The organism is Vibrio sp. 1641 (assembly GCF_033339995.1).
GTDB lineage: Bacteria > Pseudomonadota > Gammaproteobacteria > Enterobacterales > Vibrionaceae > Vibrio > Vibrio alginolyticus.
On sequence record NZ_JAWOVP010000001.1, the window covers coordinates 216,315 to 238,768 of the forward strand.

At 46.1% G+C, this 22,454-nt stretch carries 17 protein-coding genes; 11 read left to right on the forward strand and 6 right to left on the reverse strand.

Annotation, left to right across the window (positions count from 1 at the left end; genetic code table 11):
• Positions 1-241: 241 nt before the first annotated feature.
• Positions 242-1,198 (reverse strand): LacI family DNA-binding transcriptional regulator, encoded by a 957-nt coding sequence (locus tag R7Z47_RS01005; RefSeq protein ID WP_053350174.1) that lies wholly within the window; start codon positions 1,196-1,198, stop codon positions 242-244.
• A 150-nt stretch (positions 1,199-1,348) separates the two neighbouring features.
• Positions 1,349-2,098, reverse strand: a complete 750-nt coding sequence (locus R7Z47_RS01010; RefSeq protein ID WP_262606638.1) for an HpcH/HpaI aldolase family protein — start codon at positions 2,096-2,098, stop codon at positions 1,349-1,351.
• 289 nt (positions 2,099-2,387) lie between these two features.
• Between R7Z47_RS01010 and hisD the strand changes: the two genes are divergently transcribed.
• From hisD to R7Z47_RS01030, 4 genes are all read left to right on the forward strand, one after another.
• Positions 2,388-3,680, forward strand: coding sequence for a histidinol dehydrogenase (gene hisD / locus R7Z47_RS01015; RefSeq protein WP_005442059.1), 1,293 nt, complete (start codon positions 2,388-2,390; stop codon positions 3,678-3,680).
• A gap of 1 nt (position 3,681) precedes the next feature.
• Positions 3,682-4,416 carry an SDR family NAD(P)-dependent oxidoreductase gene (locus tag R7Z47_RS01020; RefSeq protein WP_017820108.1) on the forward strand — a complete coding sequence of 245 codons (735 nt, stop codon included), beginning with the start codon at positions 3,682-3,684 and terminating at the stop codon, positions 4,414-4,416.
• 83 nt (positions 4,417-4,499) lie between these two features.
• Positions 4,500-5,504, forward strand: coding sequence for a cupin (locus R7Z47_RS01025; protein ID WP_017634482.1), 1,005 nt, complete (start codon positions 4,500-4,502; stop codon positions 5,502-5,504).
• 1 nt (position 5,505) lies between these two features.
• Positions 5,506-6,219 carry an alpha/beta fold hydrolase gene (locus R7Z47_RS01030; RefSeq protein ID WP_054576565.1) on the forward strand — a complete coding sequence of 238 codons (714 nt, stop codon included), beginning with the start codon at positions 5,506-5,508 and terminating at the stop codon, positions 6,217-6,219.
• 69 nt (positions 6,220-6,288) lie between these two features.
• Here the strand turns inward: R7Z47_RS01030 and R7Z47_RS01035 are convergent, their stop codons facing one another.
• The 3 genes from R7Z47_RS01035 to R7Z47_RS01045 form a co-directional block, all read right to left on the reverse strand.
• Positions 6,289-7,374, reverse strand: coding sequence for a porin (locus R7Z47_RS01035; RefSeq protein ID WP_054576566.1), 1,086 nt, complete (start codon positions 7,372-7,374; stop codon positions 6,289-6,291).
• A gap of 177 nt (positions 7,375-7,551) precedes the next feature.
• Positions 7,552-8,568, reverse strand: coding sequence for a nuclear transport factor 2 family protein (locus tag R7Z47_RS01040; protein WP_005374772.1), 1,017 nt, complete (start codon positions 8,566-8,568; stop codon positions 7,552-7,554).
• A gap of 101 nt (positions 8,569-8,669) precedes the next feature.
• Positions 8,670-9,965 (reverse strand): MFS transporter, encoded by a 1,296-nt coding sequence (locus tag R7Z47_RS01045; protein WP_053303918.1) that lies wholly within the window; start codon positions 9,963-9,965, stop codon positions 8,670-8,672.
• Between the two features lie 339 nt (positions 9,966-10,304).
• On the opposite strand from R7Z47_RS01045, the gene R7Z47_RS01050 reads away from it, so the two are divergent.
• Both R7Z47_RS01050 and R7Z47_RS01055 read left to right on the forward strand, forming a co-directional pair.
• Positions 10,305-11,846 carry a sodium:solute symporter gene (locus R7Z47_RS01050; protein WP_225473766.1) on the forward strand — a complete coding sequence of 514 codons (1,542 nt, stop codon included), beginning with the start codon at positions 10,305-10,307 and terminating at the stop codon, positions 11,844-11,846.
• Positions 11,847-11,857: 11 nt separating this feature from the next.
• Positions 11,858-13,228, forward strand: a complete 1,371-nt coding sequence (locus tag R7Z47_RS01055; RefSeq protein ID WP_262606636.1) for an L-serine ammonia-lyase — start codon at positions 11,858-11,860, stop codon at positions 13,226-13,228.
• 78 nt (positions 13,229-13,306) lie between these two features.
• Here R7Z47_RS01055 and glgX read toward each other — a convergent pair whose 3' ends face one another.
• The gene (gene glgX / locus R7Z47_RS01060) at positions 13,307-15,298 is read right to left on the reverse strand and encodes a glycogen debranching protein GlgX (protein ID WP_033906651.1); all 1,992 of its coding nucleotides are present in this window, start codon (positions 15,296-15,298) and stop codon (positions 13,307-13,309) included.
• A gap of 446 nt (positions 15,299-15,744) precedes the next feature.
• On the opposite strand from glgX, the gene R7Z47_RS01065 reads away from it, so the two are divergent.
• From R7Z47_RS01065 to R7Z47_RS01085, 5 genes are all read left to right on the forward strand, one after another.
• Entirely contained in the window at positions 15,745-17,016 is a 1,272-nt protein-coding gene (locus R7Z47_RS01065; RefSeq protein WP_005374784.1) for a maltoporin, read from the forward strand.
• 100 nt (positions 17,017-17,116) lie between these two features.
• The gene (locus R7Z47_RS01070) at positions 17,117-17,926 is read left to right on the forward strand and encodes a MalM family protein (RefSeq protein ID WP_005374786.1); all 810 of its coding nucleotides are present in this window, start codon (positions 17,117-17,119) and stop codon (positions 17,924-17,926) included.
• A gap of 316 nt (positions 17,927-18,242) precedes the next feature.
• The gene (locus tag R7Z47_RS01075) at positions 18,243-18,749 is read left to right on the forward strand and encodes a hypothetical protein (RefSeq protein WP_017634473.1); all 507 of its coding nucleotides are present in this window, start codon (positions 18,243-18,245) and stop codon (positions 18,747-18,749) included.
• Positions 18,750-18,869: 120 nt separating this feature from the next.
• Positions 18,870-20,483, forward strand: coding sequence for an alpha-amylase family glycosyl hydrolase (locus R7Z47_RS01080; RefSeq protein ID WP_213867917.1), 1,614 nt, complete (start codon positions 18,870-18,872; stop codon positions 20,481-20,483).
• 331 nt (positions 20,484-20,814) lie between these two features.
• The gene (locus R7Z47_RS01085; RefSeq protein WP_318129764.1) at positions 20,815-22,431 is read left to right on the forward strand and encodes an endonuclease; all 1,617 of its coding nucleotides are present in this window, start codon (positions 20,815-20,817) and stop codon (positions 22,429-22,431) included.
• Positions 22,432-22,454 lie beyond the last annotated feature (23 nt).

Genomic DNA, 22,454 nt, shown 5'->3' on the forward strand with positions numbered 1-22,454 from the left:
TGCCATTGGCATTCGTCGGCAAGTCACACAACTTTTTATGTTTTTATAAATTAGTTGAGCAATTCATATCCATTTTGCATACGAATCCAAAATAAAACATTAAAGTAACAAGTCAATAACAAGATTGATGAATTGATGAGGAATTAAATAACGATTGGTGAAAATTTAATCGCGATCACAGAAAATGCCTTACTCGAAAGCAAGGCATTTTGTTTATGAAGAATGAATAAAAATGGATTTATTAAATGGTGCTACTACGTTCGATCAAGGTGCCTTGCTCGAAAAGGTATTCGCCAGTTGCATCCAGGTTGCCGTTGATTCGATTCATCAAGTCTTCAACCGCTCGTTTAACAATTTTGTCGACTGGTTGAGCAATGGTGGTCAAATCATAGCTCGGCCATGCAGACATCGGAATGTTATCTACACCCATCACAGAGAAGTCTTGGGGGATCTTTGTTCCGGCTTGTCGCAAGCCATCCATCACACCCATGGCGAGGATGTCGTTTGCACAAAAAATTGCATCGGGTTTGCTAGTGTGCGACAAGATCGCTTTCGCTGCTTCTAAGCCTGCTTCAAAGCTGTACTTGGCTTGGATAAAGGTTGGTGATGGGGAGCCGAGTTCTTGCAACTTTGAAGAGAAACCAAGCCAACGCTCTTCACTGGTCATGGAGCCAGCATCGCCACTGATATAAGCACACTGTTTTGCGCCTTTCTGCGTTAAATACTCGGCTGCTTGTTGGCCCGCCAAGCGGTTATCAATACCAGAGCTGTTGGCATTAATACCCTCGGCGTAGCGGTTAATCAAGCTTAAATGAACGCCAAACTTTTCGCATTGGGCAAACGCGCGTGAGGTTAAACGGCTGGTGGCGATAACGAGTCCGTCCACTTGGTATTCAATGGCGCGTGAAATGGCGAGATCGAGGTCGTCCTTGTCGATAGGGCAAAGCACAACTTGTCCGCCTCGCTTTTGAATTTCGACAGCCAAAGCACGAGATTGCATGTCGTACATTGGGTTTGATTCGCTATCTAACGCAATCGCCACTAAGCCTGAACGATTCGAAATCAGACCTCGGGCGATGGCATTCGGTGTGTATCCGAGCTTAGCTGCGGCATCCATCACCATTTTGCGTTTCTTCTCGCTAATACTCGCAGTCGGGCTGAATGCTCTAGATACCGTCGATTGAGAGACGCCGAGCATCTTCGCGACGTCGATCGAAGTTACTTTCGCTTTAATGGTGATACTCCTTATTTAAGGCCATTGAACCTTCTCATACGTGCTGAGTGTATGGGCTAGGGGATTTCTGTGTCTAGAGCATTACATTGATAAGGCGTAAATATCAGAGAAAACTCAAGAATTCATCACATTTCTCTCTTGCTTGAAGCCATCAATGATCATTTTGTGTTCAGAGCCAACACAAAAGAAGCTAACGCCGAGTTCACGCCATTCCCGAGCTTGTTGAGCCGTCGCGACAAACATGCCAACAGGTTTATTGGCGGCTCTGGCCGCTTCGATTACTCGCATACTTGCTTGTGCGACTTTCTCATCATGAACGCTATCAGCACCATAAGCGACAGTGAGATCAACTTGGCCAATGAAGAGCGCATCAATTCCTTCAACATTGGCAATCGCTTCAACATTTTCAACCCCTTGAGGGTCTTCAATTTGTGCAATGACAATCGTATTCGCACGGCTGTCTTTTAAGTGTTCAACCATGGGCTTAGTGGCGTATTGCGCTGCTCGACTGGAACCAGCATACCCTCGGCCACCTTCTCCGTAATGGCAGATTTTCGCCAGTTGCGTCGCTTGCTCAGCAGTACAAACATGGGGAATTTGTACACCCGCCGCGCCAAAGTCAAGCGCGTTCAAAATGGTTGAAGGAGCGCTGTCTTGTACTCGTACCACGCACGCGAGGTCATTCGCTCTGGCCGCCATGATGCACAGATCAAGCGAGGAACGATCGAAAGGTGCGTGCTCTGCATCCAGTACCACAAAAGGCAACTCTGCCAGTGCCAATACCTCGATAATGTGAGGATGAGGGGTTTTAACAAATGTACCTAATAGCGTTTCTTTAGTCAGACGTTGCTTAAAATTGCTCATAATTCTCTCCTTTGCAAAGGTATGCAAAAACTAACATGTAGAAATATAAATGATGAGTAAAAATGATGTGATCTAAAACTCATTTTTGATTAAAAATTAAACTCAATCAAGGTGCTTATTACTTGATTTTATTTGTTTAAATTAATCAATACAAAGGCTTAAGGATTATTTTTGTGGTTTGTTGACTTAACTTGTCAAATGTTAATTAAGTGTTTAATCTGATTTTGCATTCGTATCCAAACGCATAAAAATAACCGTTCGTCAGCCTCAATGTTCAAGGAGAAACCCAATGGCACGCATTTTAAAAAACGGAATCACTGAAGAAGCATCAGCATCAAACGACGCAAAAGTGCGTCAGATTGTTGAAAACATTCTTGCTGATATTGAATCGAAAGGTGATAGCGCTGTACGTGAGTTGTCTGAAAAGTTTGATAACTGGTCGCCGGAGCAATTCCGCCTGTCAGAAGAGCAAATCCAAGCCTGTGTGGATGCGCTTGATGAATCGACTCGTCATGATATCGAGTTCGCTCAGCAACAAGTTCGAAACTTTGCTCAAATTCAACGTGACTCAATGAAAGACGTCGAAGTAGAAACCATGCCTGGTGTGGTACTGGGGCATAAAAATATTCCAGTCAACAGCGTGGGTTGTTACATCCCTGGCGGTAAATACCCATTGGTTGCATCCGCTCACATGAGTGTACTGACGGCGAAAGTCGCGGGCGTAAAACGTGTTATTGCTTGTGCACCACCGTTTAATGGCCAGCCGAATGTGGCGATTGTCGCTGCGATGGCAATGGCGGGTGCGGATGAAATCTATTGCTTCGGTGGTGTTCAGGCGGTAGGTGCAATGGCTCTGGGGACGGAGACTATTGCACCGGTCGATATGATTGTAGGGCCGGGTAACGCATTTGTAGCAGAGGCAAAACGTCAGTTGTTTGGTCGCGTCGGTATCGACTTGTTTGCAGGCCCAACGGAAACCTTAGTCATTGCTGATGAGAAAGGCTGTGACCCAGAATTGGCAGCGGCGGACTTGCTTGGGCAGGCCGAGCACGGTTACAACTCTCCAGCTGTCTTGTTGACCAACAGCGAGACATTTGCACAAGAGACCATCAAAGAGATTGAACGTCAGTTAACCATTCTCCCAACGGCGGAAGTTGCGGGTAAAGCGTGGGCAGATTACGGACAGGTGATCGTATGTGATAGTTACGAAGAAATGGTGGAAGTAGCAGACGATATCGCTTCTGAACACGTTCAAGTGATGACGGAAGATCCTAAATACTTCCTAGCTAACATGACCAACTACGGTGCCTTGTTCCTAGGTCGTGAAACCAACGTTTCTTACGGCGATAAATGTATTGGTACCAACCATACACTGCCAACGAAGAAAGCGGCGCGATACACCGGTGGTCTTTGGGTAGGTAAGTTCATCAAGACTTGTACTTACCAGCGAGTAACGGAAGCAGCATCCTTAAAAGTGGGTGAATACTGCTCTCGCTTGTGTGCACTAGAAGGCTTTGCAGGTCACAAAGAGCAAGCAGATATTCGTGTACGCCGTTACAAAGGCAAAGTGGAAGAGGCGTAATATGTCGAAACTTGCCTTAGTCACAGGCGGCAGTGGCGGACTGGGTGCCGCCATTTGTCGCAAGCTAGCTCAATCTGGATATCGCGTAATTCTGACTTACAACAGTAATCAGAAAGCAGCCGACGACGTGCTTTCTTCGTTACCACGTAACGAGCATTTGGCATTCAAACTGAACGTGGCAGATTCTAGTGCGATTGAGCAGCTTAAACATCAAGTCAGTGAGATGAGCGACAAGCTAGATTTGTTGGTCAATTGTGCGGGGATGACGAAGTTCGTCGCGCATGCCGATCTGCAAAGTTTGGATGACCAATTATTTGATCAAATTTTCCAAGTGAACGTCCGTGCGCCTTTTGCCATGGTTCGAGCGTTTGAGCCTTTGCTCCAGCAAGCCAATGGTTGTGTGGTGAACATTACTTCTATCGCGGCACAGACTGCGATGGGCAGCAACATTGCTTATTGCGCGAGTAAATCTGCCGCAGAAAACATGACCCGTTCTTTAGCTCGCGCATTGTCCCCTGAGATTCGCGTTTTGGCTGTAGCGCCTGGGCTTGTCGACACCGAATTTGTCAAAGGCTTGGACGATGCTTGGCGTAACCAACAAGAACAATCCACACCGCTCAAGCGTTTAGCCAATGATGAAGAGGTTGCTCAAGCCGTGTACGCCGCGGCAGAGGTTCTGACCTTCTCGACAGGCAATACCATCGCGGTTGATGGTGGGCGACCTTTAGGTCTGTAACACACTTTCGGTCTGTAACTAACTTTAGGCTTGTAACTAACAATTCAAAGGCTAGGTCCAAACAAGGACAACAAGGATTTACAATGACTCTACAATCTAAAATGAATAATAACCTGGTCCGCTACATGGAACTGATTCCGGGTACGAGTGCGTTTATTGATGCGCGCACGCCAGGCAGTGATCTGAAAGATAACTTCTGCATTATCGGTGCTGGGGTGGCAGAGAGCAGTCGTCAGCATGTTCATATTCGCGATACGGCGGGCTTTAATATTGGTGCCGCAGGCCAACCGCCGGGCATCAAAAATTCGTTGCACTCTCATCGTACCGCCGAGCTTTTCTTGGTGTTCAAAGGTCAGTTCCGTTTTTATTGGGGGAACGATGGCGAACACGAGGCGGTGTTGTCTCACGGTGACGTCATCTCGATTCCAACCAATCTCTTCCGTGGATTTGAAGTGGTTGGCCGCGATTACGGCTTTATGTTCTCGGTACTTGGCGGCGACGATTCAGGTGGCGGCGTTATTTGGCATCCAAACGTTATTAAAGACAGTCAAGGTTATGGTTTATACCTCAAAGCCGATGGCACACTCGTGGACACCATTAATGGCGACCCGGTGCCACAAGAATCAGAATTGATGCCGCTGCTTACCGAAGAAGAGCTCGCGACCTTCGATACCTACACCGCAGAAGAGATGATGCCATTTGTCGCTCTGCAAAAAGATTATCGTGAAATCAAAGGCGATTTCAGCGGAAGCAACGTGAAACAATACGCCTTAACGGGTCACCCTTTGGCGAGCTATGACTTCCAAGTAAAGAGTGAAGATGAAGTGAGCATCATGGCTTATGAGCTTTCTGAAGGTGGCTCGATTCCTCAACACTGCCGAGAAGAAAAACAAGTGCTTATCAACTTTGATGGGGATACAGAGGTGGTGCTCACACATCAAGGCGAACAAGCTAACGTTGTTTTAACGCGCGGTGATGTGCTGAATGTTCCAGAAGGTGCGTCATACTCACTGACGAACTTGCGTGGTAATAGTTTGACGTATTGCATTCTTGGGTCTGATCAACCAAAGCCGCTTGCAGGAGAATAAAATGACACAACCCACCTCGTTAGTTTGGCTACCCGGACTACTTTGTGATGGCACATTGTTTGAGGAAGTCAACCGAGCGTTGCCAAGTTGGGTTGAGCCTTCATGCCCGACGCTGGCTTCATTGCCGTCAATGGAACAGCTGGCGCAGAGAGTGTTGCAAGACGCACCGCAGGAGTTTGTCTTGGGTGGCTTATCAATGGGTGGGATTCTTGCCTTTGAGGTGTACCGTCAAGCGCCAAACAGAGTCAAAGGCTTGATCCTCATGGATACCAATGCAGCAGATGAAAAGCCAGAGGTGACACAAAAGCGTGATGCACTGGTTAGCCGTGCGTTAAGTGGTGAGTTTGAACGCATTACACCTGATACTCTGATGCCTGTGCTGATTCATCCAAGCCGTTTGCAAGACAAAGCGTTAACTGAGCGTATAGAAGGCATGGCGGTCAATGTAGGTTTGGAGGCATTTGAAGCGCATGCTAAAGCGTTAGCAACTCGCCCGGATGCTCGACCTTTATTGGCGGACATTCAAGCTCCTACGTTGGTGATAACAGGTAAAGAAGATAAGCTTTGTCCGCTAGACAATCATCTGCTCATGGAGAGATGCATCCCAAACGTCACGCTTCATGTTATCCCGGAGTGTGGGCATCTATCTACGCTTGAGCAGCCTTTAATTGTTAGTGAAGTGATGACTACTTGGCTTCAAGATAACTTTGCTTAGTGTTGATAAGAACTTCATCACTCACCACCTTAAGGTTACTTGGGTATAGGTGGTGAGCGATGAGTATTATCAGAAGTAGTAGCGAATACCTGCCGCGAATTGATCATCACGGTTTTCGAATTTGCTGCCATCGTACTGATCTTTACCTAGGTCGAACTGGTATTCAGTCCAAACTAGGAATTTGTTCTTCTGGAAGTGGTATTCAAGACCAGGAATCAGCAAGTTACGCTCGTAACCTTGTGTCTCGTCACCACGATCTTCCATGTAGTTGTAGTTCAACGTTGGGCGTAGGCCGTTGTCGAAGTGGTAGTAAGTGTAGACTTCGCCACCTAGGGTATCGAACATTACGTCCGTACCGCCTTGGCTCACTGCTTCCCAGTTTTCGCCAACGTGGAAAGTCGCACCCGCGTAGAAGCCACCGTTGCTGTAGTTTGCGCCCAATAGCATGATGCGCATGTTGTCGCCGTTTTCTGCGCCAACGACGCTTGCGTCTAGATCCGCAACTTCATTTTGATGGTAAGCCGCACCCAGTGTTACGCCATCAACCGGTTTGTAAGTGATCGACGCACCCATGCCGTTTTTCAGTGAGGCTGTCGCATTGCTTGCTAGAGCAACATCTTCACGCGTGGTTTGGTAAGTAAAGCCGTAGCTCACTTTTTCATTGATTGAATTACGGTACGTGATTGAGTTTTCCGCACGACCAGCACCGGATGCGATACCCCAGTCAGCTAGGTTGTAAACACCTGAGCCACGAGTACCGAATACACGACCTAAATCGGTGTACCATGCTACGTCGTAGAAGGTAGACCACTGCTTAGTACCTGCAGCAATCTTGCCATATTTTTCGTGATCAACACCTGCGTATAGCAAGCGGTCGTAAATGTTTTCGCCGTTCGCGCCAGAGTTGTAGCCCCATTCCGCGTGACCGAAACCAGTCCAGCCGTTATCCAGACCCATTTGGCCTTTCAAACCGAAACGTGAGCTGCCGCTGTTCCATTCGCCGTTGTCATCACCGCCACGGTCTTGGTAGCGAAGATCGAAACGGCCATCGATGGTTAGGCTGTCGCCAGCGTCATTAACAAAAGTGTGTGCAGCAAAGGCTGAGCTAGAAGTAAGCGCTGCTAAAATCACTGCAGAAAGGGTCGACTTTTTCATCATCAATCTCATTATTCAGGGCGCAGAAAGCCACCGTGCGTTCATGCCCGTTTTGAATAAGGGTTCTATCTTGAGGTTGTGCCCCATCCTTGAGGCACGAGTTGGGAGCATGTCGCCTGAACCGAGAGGGTATTCAGGCAACATAAAGGCGGGTTGACAATCCGCCCCTAGGACTTCTTATAGAGAAGGGTTTAGGATCTGTTGAGTACGTTCGAACACGTCTAGACCTTGCTGTTTTAGCCAGTAAGGAAGGTCGATCAGTACCCAGTTCTCAGATAGCTTGTCGCCGTCACGGTAGTAAACATCAACCACTTGCATGTCTGCACGTACTTCACCACCTGTCATACCTAGGAAACCACCGATTGGTGTGTTAGATAGGTTTGGCCAGCCGAAGAAACAAGAGAAGTTACCTTCTGCGAAACGACATACGTGGCCATTAAACTTCTTGTCTTTCAGGTTGTTACGGAACGGCAATTGGTGCTGCTGTTGGTAACGAGGGATTGTGTAAGACGCACCGATACCACATGGACCGTACCAGATCATGTCTTTAGACCAGCTCTTTTCAAGAACTTCTGGTGGGCAACCCATAGCGCCGCTGTCGTTTAGTGCAGATAGGTCATCAACCATCTTGTTCACTAGTGCTAGTGTTGCTACGCCTTCTTCTGGTGCTGCGTCTTCGAACAGTAGGCCGTCGTGGTTACGAGGACCAGGGTATACGAAGTGCTTACCTGTTGATGGTGGTAGTGGGTAACAACCCGCTTGGTCCATCGCTCCTAGAAGGTCTAGGAATAGGCCAGTCTTAGTGATCTTGCCGTTTTCAACACAGTTAAATTCTGCGTAACGGATGTTCATGATCTTGCCAGTTGGGCGCATGCCTAGGTATTCAGCGTCGAATAGACCCATGAAGTGACCCATGCTCATTACCCAGATTTCACCTGATGTTACTTCGTTCTCACCACCGATGAAGATGTCTTGACGACGCTGCATGCGAGTCATTGATTTCATCAAAGGAGCCCAGAAAACGTCAGCCGCTGCTTGAGCGCCTTGTTGCTCACGGAATGGGTAAACACCACGCCATAGGTAATCTTCTGAAGTGTGTGCTTTTAGTACTTCTGCCACGTTCTCGTGAGTTGCGTTTTCCATTGCGCTGAAGTATTCACGTACAACGCGTTTCGCTTCTTGATATTTAGACATAATAAACTCTCTTATTTGCTGTCGAGTCGGCTTTGGGAACAGGACTCGAAATTAAGTTTTTTCATCCGGCCGGGGAGCCAGCCGGAGTTTTTGAAATTCAGTTACGCTTTTGCTGCTTCGGCTTTTTTGCTCTTATCGAACACGCCGCCTTTTAGTGTCTCTGGCAGTGATAGCCATAGAAGACCAGCAAGGATCCATACGATTGGTGAACCCCACATTGCGGTTTGTAGGTCGGTACGTTCTTGGATGAAGATAAGTACCATTGGTGCCCACATACCGAGGATACGACCGCCGTGGAATAGCGCTGCGCCGTAGCTACGTAGGTGTGCTGGGAACAGTTCTGAGAAGTAACCACCCCATACCGCTGAAGAAGACAGGCCGAAGTTGTAAATCAGGCCGAGTAGAGCCAGCATGTTTAGGCCGCCAATCACCATGTCGCCAGGTGCAACAAAGAAGATTGAAACCATGATGCCCGCGAGGATGAAGCCAAATGCGTTCACCTTACGACCGAATTTGTCAGCCGCCCAACCCCAGAACCACGCACCAAAAAGTGAGCCAAACGCTGAGATAGAGAAGATGAGACCGATGGTTGCACCGTCGAACATACGTACATCACGTAGGTAAGTGGTTACGAAGCCACCAAAGAACTGGAAACCGTAGAAGTTAAGGCCAGCCAGCAATAGACACGTTAGTGTGATCTTACGGTAAGGCTTGCTTAGCATTTCGCCCCAAGAGCCTGTTTTCGCTGGTGCGTCTGATTCTTCCGCTTTTGCTTGTTCTTCTTCACCGTAAGCGATCACTTTGCTGTCGTTAGGTAGTACAAAGATCATGACCACAGCGGCTGCCAATGGTGGGATACCACCTACAAGCATTAGGCTTTCCCATGGTGCATCGATGCTTGCAATAAACGCTGCATACGCACCCATTACCATCAGTGCTACAGAGAACATAGAAGACGCGAATGCCGTCAACTTACCACGTACCGTTGGCGTAAATAGGCCGATCATTAGGCTTACTGCCACGGTGAAGTAACCACCCAGTGACAAACCAATGATGAAACGCATTGCTGCCCATGTTGTGTAGTCGGTGAACATCATATTGATGATCGTTGCGCCACCGTTTAGGGCTGTGATGGTAATAAGAGTGGATTTCTTACCAAATTTTGTTGCGAACCAAGCACAGCTCAATGCACCGATAAGTGCACCAACCGACTGCCATGTATAGAACTGGGCAGTGTCTGACAGGCTAATACCATCATACGCTTCAACGATGTATGGGCGTACGTAGTCAATAATTACAAAGTTATAACAATAGAAAAAGTAACCAACCAGTATCGCTAGATAGGCAGCTACCCTTTGAATCATAGGAACTTCGCTCATGTGTCTTTTGGCATTCATGACCGATAAACCTCTATTTCACTTAGGATTTGTTGCTATTCAAACTTAAAGAACACGATCTTATTGGGATCATCTTCGATTTCGTGTCGTGGTGAATCATAGTTTTTTTAAGGTCATTAGATCCGTGATCAATATCAATTTTAAAATGAATGCGTACCCAATTAGTGGTTTTTAGTGATAGGAGTCTCATTAAATCGGTCTTTTTGGCATTTTTGAATATATAACCGTCTATATTGGTGACTATAGTCACAGTTATGGCGGGATTATCGTTTAGATATGCTTTTTTAAAGTAATATCCAAGCACAAATAATTAGCACCCAGAATTATGGAAACCCTTAAATGGTTACGTACTCAAGTTTTGTGGTGATTGCGTTATACGTGTTAATCACCATATTAATCAGCTATTTAGTGAATAATCGCTACAGCAATGGTGGCGACTTTTCTACGGGTGGAAAGCAATTTGGCTGGTTTACGGCAGGTGTTTCGATACTTGCGACTTACATTAGTGCGATGACGTTTGTAGGGATGCCAGGTTGGGTTTATAGCTCTGGCATGGAAGCGATGAGTATTCACCTTAACTATCCCATCGTTATTTTTTTCACTGTCATTTTCTTTGTACCTGTCTTCTATAAGCTGGGCCTGACTTCGATTTATGAATATCTTGAGCACCGCTTTGGGGTGTATGCAAGAACCATCAACTCGATTGTGTTCATTGTGGTTCAATGTATATCTGCGGGTGTGATTCTGTATGCCGTGGCGCTGATCTTAGTGCAAGTTCTGCCTATCAGTATTTCTGAAGCCATTATCTACATTAGTATTTTCACCGCTTGCTATACCTATGCGGGCGGAATTTCCACGGTGATCTGGACCGATATGTTGCAATCTGCAGTATTGGTAGCAGGCAGCATCGCTATCTTTGCCATTCTAATGACAGAGATTAATGCGGCAGATTACCTTTCTCGTGATCACTTGAATATCATCAACTTAGACTTTGATTTAGGCGTAGATACCACACTCTGGGCAGGCGTGGTTGCCGTGAGCTTTTTGCATTTGAGTGTGTACGGCACCAACCAATTGATCATCCAACGCACGTTAGCGACGAGATGTGAAAAGACGGCGCAGAAGTCGATGCTGTTGTGTGGTTACGGTGCATTTTTTGTGTACTTATTCTTCGCGGTACTCGGTGTTCTTTTGAGTGTTTTCTATCAAGATCAATCGTTTGAAAACAGCAACGAAGTGATTTTGGATTTCGTCTTCAACCACACTAACCCAATCGTCGTTGGTTTGATCATTTCCGCATTGGCGGCGGCCGCAATGTCGACCTTGGATTCTACCTACAACTCAATGGCGACCGTCGCAACGTTTGATATCTACAAGCGTTTCGTTCGCAAGAGTGCCGATGATGAGCACTACGAAAAAGTCGCAAGAAAGATGAGTTTGCTCGCTGCGGCTATGGTGGTAGTGCCAGCTCTTCTGGCTGTATCGAATGAATCGGTACTCAAAACCATCGCTAGCCTGACTTCCATCTTTGTTGGTATCCGTCTTGGGTCATTCGTGCTTGGCTTATTCTGGGCAAAAGCCAATGAGAAAGGCGTGATCGTTGGCAGTATCATGAGTGTGATTGCGGTGTTTACTGCGATGTATCTCGACGTGGCTTGGCCGTGGTTCGCGCCAATTGGTACATTCGTCTTCCTTTTGTTTGGTGTGTTAGTGAGCCGTCGTTGGGGCGCTGTGACTGCCGAGCAACAAATCTTTATCAATAATCAAAAACATCTTTTTGCAAAGCCAACCGCAAGCCATTACGGGCTATTGGTGTTCGCTGTGGCGACCATCGCCGCTTGTATGGTTCTCCCTGATTGGCTTTATGCTGCATTGTCGTAATAGGTAAGTTTATGCTGTCCATCTTTGATATTTACAAGATTGGTGTGGGCCCTTCTAGCTCTCACACCAATGGTCCCATGATCGCGGGTTACCACTTTACTCGTTTGATTGAATCTAACTTGGCAAAAGTAGTTCGTATTCAAGTCGATTTATACGGCTCACTCTCGTTAACGGGGATTGGTCACCATACTGACCGTGCAACCATTTTGGGTCTGTTGGGTAACAAACCAGATACCATCAAAATCGCTTCTGCGAACAAAGCGATGCGCAAGGCGATTGAAGAGGGCATGATGTCTGTCGATGGCCGTCATGAAATCGAATTCAACTACAAAACGGACATGTTGTTCCATGAAGAGAACCTTCCTCTGCATGAGAATGGAATGACGATTACTGCGTTAGATGCGCACGGCAATCAGGTTGGGTTTGAAACTTACTACTCTATCGGTGGTGGTTTCATCGCAACGGCGGATGAACTGCAAAATGGCAGTGCGACTGCTCCCGTAGAAGTTGAGTTCCCATTCTCCAGTGCAGACGAAATGTTGGCACAGGCAGAGAAGAATGGCATGAGCCTTGGCGGCATGATTCTGAAAAACGAACAAGCGCTTCAGGATATGGAAGCCATCAATCAACGTGTAGAACAGATCTGGCGTGTGATGACGCGTTGCATGGAGCGTGGTTTCGAAACAGAAGGCATCTTGGATGGCGGCTTGAATGTGACCCGCCGTGCGCCTAACTTGCTGAAGAAGCTTGAAGCAAATGCAGCAATCGAAAACGATCCAATGGAAATCATGGATTGGATTAACCTGTTTGCTTTTGCTGTAAGTGAAGAAAACGCCGCTGGTGGACAAGTCGTAACGTCTCCAACTAATGGTGCAGCAGGTGTGATTCCGGCGGTATTGATGTACTACCATCGCTTCATCAAAGAGCTGGATACCAAACAACTTAAAGACTTCCTTGCTGTATCCGGTGCGATTGGCATTTTGTACAAAACCAATGCGTCTATCTCGGGTGCTGAAGTAGGCTGTCAGGGCGAAGTTGGCGTGTCTTCCTCTATGGCGGCAGCTGGCCTGACCGCGCTACGTGGTGGCAGCAATGAGCAGATTTGTATTGCGGCCGAGATTGCCATGGAGCACTCACTAGGCATGACTTGTGACCCAATCGGTGGCTTAGTGCAAGTACCGTGTATTGAGCGTAATGCAATGGGCGCAATGAAAGCGATCAATGCTTCTCGCATGGCATTAAAGCGTAATAGTAAATGTTTGATCTCATTGGATAAGGTGATTGAAACCATGTATCAAACGGGCAAAGACATGAACAAGAAATACCGCGAGACGTCACTGGGGGGATTGGCTTTGATTCACCTAGCGCCGCCTTGCGAATAATGAGTTAAGCAAGTCTAACCAACAAAAAAGCCGATGCACTGAGAAGCATCGGCTTTGTTTTTTCGGAGCGTTTATAACTTAGCTATGCGTTTGCTCACCTTTTGGTGTGCTTTGGTTTGGTTGATAGTGCAAAATCACCATCGAGGTGGGTGACAGCAAGACTTCGCCTTCAGCATGTCCTGGGTTGAGATTACGTACGTTTGTATCACAGATCGTCACCCATTCTTGCTTTCGCTCATTGGGGAGCTTAAAGCGCGCTGTGGCGTTAGTTTGGTTGATGAGGTAGACCAGCTCTTGCCCTTCTTTACCGATACCAAGGTGAAGTGCGACAGAGCTTAAACGGTTCCAATCATCGTGCTCCATTAAGCGACCGTCTGTACGGCGCCAGAAAATACGGTTGTTATTGCGGTTTTCGCCACTGAAAGCTCGGATAAATGGCACCATGTATTGATTTCGGTTGGCGACCATTTGTGACATCCATGCTTTGAAATGTTGCTTGCGTTCTGTCTCTTCCCAGTTCAGCCAACTGGTTTCGTTATCTTGGCAATAGGCATTATTGTTACCGCCTTGGGTGTGAGACAGAACATCAGCAGTGAGAATGTGTGGGATACCGAAGGCAAACAGCAAGCTAGCAATAAGGTTGCGTTTTTGCTTCTCACGCGTGGCGATGATCATCAGATTTTCGGTCTCGCCTTCAACACCGTAGTTTTCTGAACGATTGTCACCGTGACCGTCGCGATTTTCTTCGCCATTGGCTTCGTTATGTTTGTGCTTGTAAGACACTAAATCTTGCAGTGTGAAGCCATCGTGATACGTGATGTAATTTACGGTGAGTTTGTATGGCCAGTTCGCTGCACTGTAAATGTCACGAGAGCCCATTAATCTAGTGGCAAACTCTTTTAAATAGCCTTGATCACCGCGCCAAAAACTGCGGGAAATATCACGCAGTTTGTCATTACATTCGTTCCAACCAAATGGAAAGTTACCCACTTGGTAGCCATTTGGACCAATATCCCAAGGTTCGGCAATCAATTTGGTTTCACGCAAAATTGGGTCTTGCGCAACGGCTTTAAAGAAAGCTGCTTCTGGGTTGTAATCATCGCCCTGTCGACCTAACGTTGCAGCCAAGTCAAAACGGAAGCCATCGACTTTAAATTCGCTAACCCAGTAGCGCAATGTATCCATCACAAGGTTTAAGGCTGGTTGGTAGGTGAGATCCACTGTATTTCCGCAGCCAGTGTAATTGGCGAAGTGGTTGCCATGTTTGATGTAAAAACAGGAATCGAGGGCCTTCAGGTTGAAGATTGTAGGGCCTTCACCACCTTCAGCAGTGTGGTTGTAAACCACGTCGAGAATCACTTCGATGCCGTTTTTATGCAATTCGCGAATCGTTGTTTTTAATTCCGTAACGGCGTCTTGTTCTGCGTAGCGCGGATCGGGCACCATAAAGAGATAAGGGTTGTATCCCCAATAATTGACCTTTTCCATCTCTAGTAGGTGAGGCTCATGCATGCATGCTGCGACAGGTAGCAATTGCAGCGTGTTGATGTTTTGCTGTTTGTAAAAGGCCAGCATTTCAGGTGATGCAAGACCTAAATAGCGCCCCTTCAGCTTGTCCTCAACCTCTGGGTGGCGTTGGGTAAGCCCTTTGACGTGCGTCTCAAACAACACCATCTCTTCTCTGGGTATACGCGGGTGATCCGTGTTTTGCCAGTCAAAATCATCTTCGATAACGACGCACTTCGGCATATCGAAACTTTTGGCTGGAGAGTAGGGAGGATGATAGTGGAGGGCTTTATCTATTGATTTTGCGTACGGATCAGAAATTAACAGTGGCTCGTCCTTGTGGGAGACAAGGTAACCGTATTTTTGCCCCGGCTTAATATCTGGAATAAAAGTATGACGTATGCCAGCGTATTCATTCGGTAAACCGTGAAGCTCGTAGCTGCCATCGTCTGCAAACAATGCCAGTTGAATGTCTTTTACGCCCGGAGCATGAATAGAGAAGTTACAGCCTTCTTTATTCAATGTTGCGCCCAGGGGGTAGGGGCGAGAGAGAAGTCGTGTCATCGGAGATACTTTATTTAATATTTATTGCTACCTTTAGGAAACTATAAGTTAAAAACTTTGTCTTACTAAGGTCAACCACCCTAAATATAAAAATATTCGTGTAATTTAATTACTTTATGTGACGGCTTAGAGTCAAAAATATGAAATGGCTATCACTTTGTAGCGGCTCAAAACCGAACAAACTTACTAATTCCTCCCTAGATTGGTGATCTGACTCGAAAAAACACCATTCGGTAAATTTTCTACTCCCTTCTCATCCCCCTTAAATTAGTTTAGGGCGGAGGAAGTCATCCTTGTACGCCTCGGGTAATCTCACAACTGTTGAAACAAACGGGGATTCGTTCCCATCTTACCTCTCTTTCTTTAGGTGTGTTTTTACTGCCTATATTCACCTAAAAGAGTGAGCAGGGAAGACAGAATTATAAATACCCTTAATGGAGTTAAGAATGAAAAAAGTAAGTGCAATTGCTGCTGCTGTAGCTGCAACTTTAGCTGCTGGTTCTGCATTCGCAGTGGATTTCCACGGTTACATGCGTGCTGGCGTTGGCGTGAACGCTGACGGTGGTCAACAATTAACATTCGAAAAGAACAAGATCGGTCGTCTAGGTAATGAAAGCGATATCTACGGCGAGATTCAACTAGGTAAAGAAGTTTACAACAACAACGGCAAAACGTTCTACGTAGACTCTATGGTTGCAATGACTTCTAACGGTTCAAACGACTGGGAAAGCACTTCTGCTAACTGTGGTTTGGATAACGGCGAAGTGAAATGTGTAGACGATGCACAATTCGCACTACGTCAGTTCAACGTTCAAGCTAAAGGCCTACTAAACTTTGCTCCTGAAGCAACGCTTTGGGCAGGTAAACGCTACTACCAACGTCACGACATTCATATCTCTGACTTCTACTACTGGAACATCTCTGGCGCGGGCGCTGGTGTTGAAGGTATCGAAGCAGGTCCTGGTAAAGTTTCTTTCGCTTGGGTTCGTAACGACCGCGGCGATATCGCAGACCCAGGCAACGATGGTGGCGCAACAAACGTAAACACTCTAGACGTACGTTACGCAGGTCTTCCTCTATGGGACAACGGTTCTCTAGAAATGGGCTTGAACTACGCAATTCTTAACGAAACTGACGCTGCGCCAAACGGCACTAAAGATGCGAAAAACGGTGTAATGTTCACAGCAGAATTGACTCAAGGTCTAGACGCTGGTTTCAACAAAACAGTGCTTCAGTACGGTACTGAAGGTTACTCAAAAACAATGGCATTCTACGGCGACGGTAGCTGGTACGGCGCAGAAGCTGACAACGGTGCATCTGGTTACCGCCTAATCAACTGGGGTGTAATCGGCATGGGCGACAGCTGGGAAATGGGTCACCAGTTAGTGTACGGTGTTGGTGAAGACATGTGGGCTGGCCAAGACAAGTGGGAAACAATGTCTGTTGTTGTTCGTCCAATGTACAAATGGGATGACAACCACAAAACTATCTTCGAAGCTGGTTACGCTATCGACGATAACGACGGCGAAGAAAACAAATACGGTAAGCTAACTGTTGCACAAGCATGGTCTGCTGGTTCTAGCTTCTGGGCTCGTCCTGAAATCCGTGTTTACGCTTCTTACCTAACGGCTGACAAAGAAGACAACTCAAACACATTTGACAACGGTCGTTCAGACGATACGTTCCAATTCGGTGTACAAGCTGAAGCTTGGTGGTAATCATCTAACCACTAAGTCCTAAATTGTCCTAGAATGATACAGCCAGAACTTATCTGGCTGTATTTATTTAAAAAACAATAAAGAGTCGAGGTAGACAGTAATGAAAAAATGGCTTGCTCCCGTACTGCTGGGCATGTTGGCTACTGGTTGTGCGTCTGTAGAACAAGTAGAGATGAGTCCAAAAGGTCAGCAACAAGTGATCACGCAATCGGGTGATATTCAATGGGTACCGCTTAACGTGCCTGTGGTTACTGAATTCGCTTTGACTGATAAAAGCCAAATGTTGTTGGATGGTAACAGTGCTGGCGCTATTGCAGCGTTTGCTCTTCCAGGTAACCGTGGCAGTCTCGATATCAAATTAGAGACATTCGTAAGTAAAGAACTTCAATTTTATGCTCCTAATGTCGCAGTGATGAACTCGGCAGGAGAAACCATTTACCAAGCAGATTTTTCAAAGTTTAAGTACGAACCAGCAAAACTGTTGGACAATGATAAATTCGTACTTGATCTCAATGTGATTCCAGACATGACAGGTAACGATCTGCATGTGTTGGTTTACACGACTTCCGCCGATCTAAAAGGAAGTACACAAGTTTTACACCCTGCAAAAGCCTTCGCCATGGCGCGCCACACTCAGCCGCCAGATATTGCAGACCCTCTAGCGAAACATAGCCCACTTGGTCAGTTCCGCTTTTCGGTATCCGCGAATGATATTGTGAATACTAAGATTGTTGCGAAAAACGACAACATTCCCCAAGGTACGGACCTTACTAGCTACTACTACAGCTCCATTGAAGCGGCAGTCGCAGCGAATGATATTCCGAAAGCGCTCACTTTGCTTGATGAAGCAAAAGAGCTGGGTATCGAAGGTGCACAACAAGTGTTTGTGAAAGCCGTAAATAGAAAATAATCAGATAAAAAAGGTCAGCGAAATGCTGACCTTTTTCATAGAAAATAAACCAATAAAAATACCCCTACATAGAGTTACCTTATTCACATAATTATTTTTATTACTTTGTTTTTTATATAGGTTGGATCAATAATTAATGGCAGTTCCTAACTTATTTTTTGTACTTAGGAAATAAACAAACTTCTCGAAGTGATTTAAATTCGCAATCTGACGATATTTATTTGGCGTTTGATATCTCCATTTTAATAACGATTAATATTTCTTTTAACCGTTGAGTTTATTTTGCTTTGGATATACTAAAAAGGAATTACGTGAAATGAACATGATGAAGACCTCTCTTGCTGCTGCCCTACTTGTTGCCTTAGTAGGTTGTCAATCGACGGCAGAACCTGAAGCGGCCACAGAGCCAGTTGTTAATATGTCTCAAGACGAAGTGGTTGCTTTCATGAAAGCGTGTGACAACCCAGATAGCACAGCGAAAGGACCTATTTCTAAACCACTATTTGTGGTGGGTACGTTTGCGGATTCCGATTGGAAACACGTGCCTCAGCGTCAATACACCTACAAAGGGAATAATTTCTACCAAGCCGTGGTTCAAGAAAAAGTAGGCTCCTACAAAATGCAGTACGCGACCGAGTTGTGGTTCCCACAATTTACCGCAAAAGGTAATAGAATGAACGTTGGTGAATTAACACCATTAACATTTGGTGGTTACGGTACGGATACTTCGGTTGATATTAAAGAAGATGGTAAATATGTATGGAGTCTTCAGTTTGAAGGAAAAGGCAAACCTGTTCATGTCATGGTAAATAAGTGCCAATAATATTCAATTAAATTATTTAAAATCTATTTTTATTTATTAACCCCTGCATGAAACACATGTCGGGGTTAATTTTATTACTCAAATTTCCGTAGTTTATTTGAGTAAGTTAGGGAGAATAAAATGCGTAATATCCTACGTAACCATCGCCTGTCTCGATCGTTGCTTGCGTTAAGTGTGATTGGTGCTTTATCTGCGTGTAATTCTTCTGGTGGTGGCGACACTAATAGCAGCACTCCGCTACCGGATACCAGTTATGCTTGCCAAGCCAATGTCATGGCGCAAAGTAACCAACTTCGTACTTATCAAATCATGGTAGAGAGTTTTGTGGATGGTGATGCGAGCATTGGTCACGGTACAGGTTATGGCACCAGCCATCATAACGGCGATTTGCAAGGAGTGATTGATTCACTCGATTACATCCAAGATTTAGGGATGAACGCGATTTGGTTGACGCCAGTTTTTGAATCGGAAGCGATAGCGGGCCAAGAACACTGGGCCGATCGTCTGGATGCCACGGGCTACTTTGCAACGGATTACTTCACCATTGATCCACGTTTTGGTGATTTAGAAACGGCGAGAACCTTGGTCGAGGAAGCACACAAACGCGGCTTATACGTGTTTTTTGATGGTGTATTTGGTCATCACAAAGATGGTTTGATCAAACCATCTCCCTCCGGTTTGTTGCCATCGGGATCGAGCAATCCCGTTGATTACCCGGCCAGTCTCGATTTCTACAAAGAAGTGGCAACGTATTGGATCAAAGAACTGAAGATTGACGGCTGGCGTTTAGATCAAGCCTATCAAGTTCCGACAGACGCTTGGACACAACTTCGTAAAGCCGTCGATGAAGCCTCACAAAGTGTGACGTACACCAATAGCAAAGGCGAACAAGTGAATCCGTTGGGCTATATGGTGGCAGAGATTTGGAAAGGGGAGTCTGAGATCGCGAATGAGGCGTATGGATCGAACAGCGATCCAGCACTGTGCTCTGCATTTGATTTTCCTATGCGCTATCGCATCGTTGAAACTTTGGCCGTGAATGAGAGTGGCGTGGGTGGTCGCGGTGTGGATTGGCTAGACAACGGTTACAGCACACACAACCAATATCCAACACATGCGCAGCCGAATTTGATGATCGGCAACCATGATTTAGTGCGCTTTGGTGACTTGTTACAGCGTGGAAACTTGGCGGATGTGAATGATGCAGAATATTGGTTACGCCATAAAGCCGCGTTTGCTTTCCAAGCGGCGTACACCGGGCCAATCACGTTGTACTACGGTGATGAAATCGGGGATCAAGTGGATGGTTTTGCCGCAAAAGAAGACAACAGCACCTGTGCCATTCAAGGTTTGTGCGATGATCACGTTGCGCGCAGCAGTGCGAAAATTGAAGGCGTGACGGCGACGCTTGATGCAAACCAAGCCGATCTCAAAGCTTATGTGACATCGTTGATGACAATGCGCGATGCGCATCCTGCACTTTATCAGGGGTCACGCACGAATTTAGTTGCGAGTAACGGCAGTTATGTGGACTTGAAACAATCTGGTTCGGACAAAGTCTTGTTTGCGCTAAATACCTTAGAGAGCGCTAGAAGCGTCACTCTTACTCAGGAGAGTGTTGGTACTGGTGAGTTGGTGGATTTGCTCACGAATGAAAAAATTACTCCGAGTAATGGTCAATATCAGATTCTGATGTCGCCACTACAAGGACGATTCTTTGCGGTAAAACCTTAAGGAATTATCCTGAATTGATGCTCACCAGTTGAGCTGACCACAAGCTTTCTTATAAACAAGCCAAGTGTTGTTGCTGACCCCCATAGGCGCACACTTGGCTTTTTTCTGTCTGTTTTACTTTTCCCTTAATGGTTTTACGACGATGTAGCCAACAAGTTGCTTCGCTTTTTGTATTGGCGTTTGTTTTCAACAGATGGATATTTGTGAGATAAGCTGCACATTAAAAAGTAAATTAACACTTGTGCAACGTAAAAATGTGACTGAAGGATTATTTATGCCCCACTAATATGTTTATCGTGTCTGGGATTTATATAACTAATGGAAAAGTATAATGAAATCCATAACGAACTCCCTCTGTCTCCTTGCTGCTGTTAGCTCTCCGTTTGCATATAGCCAAATTATCAACGGTGACTTTGAACAGTGGAATGGCAATGTACCTACGCAGTGGTCAGTGATTGACGCTGGCATCGCGGTGTCGCCAAGCAGCGAACAAATCAAATCGGGCGGCCTGGCTGCTCAAGTCGTCGTGAATACAGGTACCCAAAGCAACACTGACCTTTTGCAAACCATTAATGTGGAGCAAGGGAAAACCTATCCGTTTTCTGTCTCGGTTTATCACACCGAAGGAAATGTAAAAGCACGTCTGGTGGTTGATGGTTATCACAATTACTCAGATCCGCAGCAGGTAAACCAGTGGCAAGAGCTGGCGCATAACTATACTGCGAGTTCGAACAAGACCATCAATGTCGGGTTGCGTTTTTATGACGAGGCCGGGTTTGATGGCTCAGAAGTTGTCTACGTCGATAATTTTCAACCGACCGAGACAAGTACACAACCTCCTGTAGAAAGCTGTAGTGATCATGAAGTGCTTCTTACACTCACGACGGACAACTATGGCTCAGAAACTAGCTGGGAGTTGAAAAATAGCCAAGCGCAAGTGCTTTTCTCTGGTCAGGGGTATGAGTCGTCAACCACTGTTGAAAAGACCATGTGTTTGGCCGATGGTAACTACCAATTTACGATTCAAGACAGCTATGGCGACGGCATTTGCTGTAGCAATGGTTCGGGGTCTTACGCGTTGAAGGTGGGGGATAATACGCTTGCCTCTGGCGCTGAATTTGCGAAAAGCGAAGCCACCGACTTTACGTTAGGTGGCTCAACCACGACCCCACCAGTGGTTGATGGTTACTACCAAGCGGCGTCTGGCAAGACGGGCTACGCTCTAAAAACGGCGCTGTTTAACATCATCAACAACCACACTAGCCGAGGTTATTCTGCGGTGTGGACCTTGGTAAAAGATGCTGATATTGATCGCTATTACGAAAATGATGGCTCTATTCTCGATATGTATTCAGAGAAACCTGCGGGCAGTGATGCTATCAGCTTCACGAAAGTGACAGACCAATGTGGTCAATATAGCCAAGAAGGGGATTGCTACAACCGTGAACACTCGTTCCCGAAAAGCTGGTTTGGCGGTAAAGTTGAACCGATGAACTCAGATGGTCACCATTTGTTTGCGACCGATGGCTATGTGAATGCGAAGCGCAGTAACTGGCCATTTGGTGAAGTGGGCACCGCGACGTACGTGTCTAGTAATGGTTCTAAACTTGGTCAAGCAAGCACAGGCCTAGGTTATTCCGGTACGGTGTTTGAGCCGATCGATGAGTTTAAAGGCGACTTTGCTCGTGCTTATTTCTACATGGCAACCCGCTATGAAAATGTTGTAGGTAACTGGGAAGGCAATTCAAGCAATGCGGATGCTGTCCTTGATGGTTCAAGTTCAACGGTTTTTGAACCTTGGATGTTAAACATGCTGAAACGTTGGCACAAAAATGATCCTGTTAGTGAAAAAGAACAAAACCGCAATCAACAAGTGTTTGATTTTCAGGGCAATCGTAATCCATTCATTGATCATCCTGAGTTTGTTGAACAGATTTGGGGAAACTAATACCTTCTTGATTTTGGTATCCA

What these genes read in the sequence shown, in the direction of transcription:
- R7Z47_RS01085 (WP_318129764.1), top strand. Translation starts at nt 20,815, where the DNA reads ATGAAATCCATAACGAACTCCCTCTGTCTCCTTGCTGCTGTTAGCTCT.
- R7Z47_RS01005 (WP_053350174.1), bottom strand. Translation starts at nt 1,198, where the DNA reads ATGCTCGGCGTCTCTCAATCGACGGTATCTAGAGCATTCAGCCCGACT.
- R7Z47_RS01055 (WP_262606636.1), top strand. Translation starts at nt 11,858, where the DNA reads ATGCTGTCCATCTTTGATATTTACAAGATTGGTGTGGGCCCTTCTAGC.
- R7Z47_RS01045 (WP_053303918.1), bottom strand. Translation starts at nt 9,965, where the DNA reads ATGAATGCCAAAAGACACATGAGCGAAGTTCCTATGATTCAAAGGGTA.
- R7Z47_RS01020 (WP_017820108.1), top strand. Translation starts at nt 3,682, where the DNA reads ATGTCGAAACTTGCCTTAGTCACAGGCGGCAGTGGCGGACTGGGTGCC.
- R7Z47_RS01035 (WP_054576566.1), bottom strand. Translation starts at nt 7,374, where the DNA reads ATGAAAAAGTCGACCCTTTCTGCAGTGATTTTAGCAGCGCTTACTTCT.
- R7Z47_RS01030 (WP_054576565.1), top strand. Translation starts at nt 5,506, where the DNA reads ATGACACAACCCACCTCGTTAGTTTGGCTACCCGGACTACTTTGTGAT.
- R7Z47_RS01080 (WP_213867917.1), top strand. Translation starts at nt 18,870, where the DNA reads ATGCGTAATATCCTACGTAACCATCGCCTGTCTCGATCGTTGCTTGCG.
- R7Z47_RS01040 (WP_005374772.1), bottom strand. Translation starts at nt 8,568, where the DNA reads ATGTCTAAATATCAAGAAGCGAAACGCGTTGTACGTGAATACTTCAGC.
- R7Z47_RS01065 (WP_005374784.1), top strand. Translation starts at nt 15,745, where the DNA reads ATGAAAAAAGTAAGTGCAATTGCTGCTGCTGTAGCTGCAACTTTAGCT.
- glgX (WP_033906651.1), bottom strand. Translation starts at nt 15,298, where the DNA reads ATGACACGACTTCTCTCTCGCCCCTACCCCCTGGGCGCAACATTGAAT.
- hisD (WP_005442059.1), top strand. Translation starts at nt 2,388, where the DNA reads ATGGCACGCATTTTAAAAAACGGAATCACTGAAGAAGCATCAGCATCA.
- R7Z47_RS01075 (WP_017634473.1), top strand. Translation starts at nt 18,243, where the DNA reads ATGAACATGATGAAGACCTCTCTTGCTGCTGCCCTACTTGTTGCCTTA.
- R7Z47_RS01025 (WP_017634482.1), top strand. Translation starts at nt 4,500, where the DNA reads ATGACTCTACAATCTAAAATGAATAATAACCTGGTCCGCTACATGGAA.
- R7Z47_RS01070 (WP_005374786.1), top strand. Translation starts at nt 17,117, where the DNA reads ATGAAAAAATGGCTTGCTCCCGTACTGCTGGGCATGTTGGCTACTGGT.
- R7Z47_RS01010 (WP_262606638.1), bottom strand. Translation starts at nt 2,098, where the DNA reads ATGAGCAATTTTAAGCAACGTCTGACTAAAGAAACGCTATTAGGTACA.
- R7Z47_RS01050 (WP_225473766.1), top strand. Translation starts at nt 10,305, where the DNA reads ATGGTTACGTACTCAAGTTTTGTGGTGATTGCGTTATACGTGTTAATC.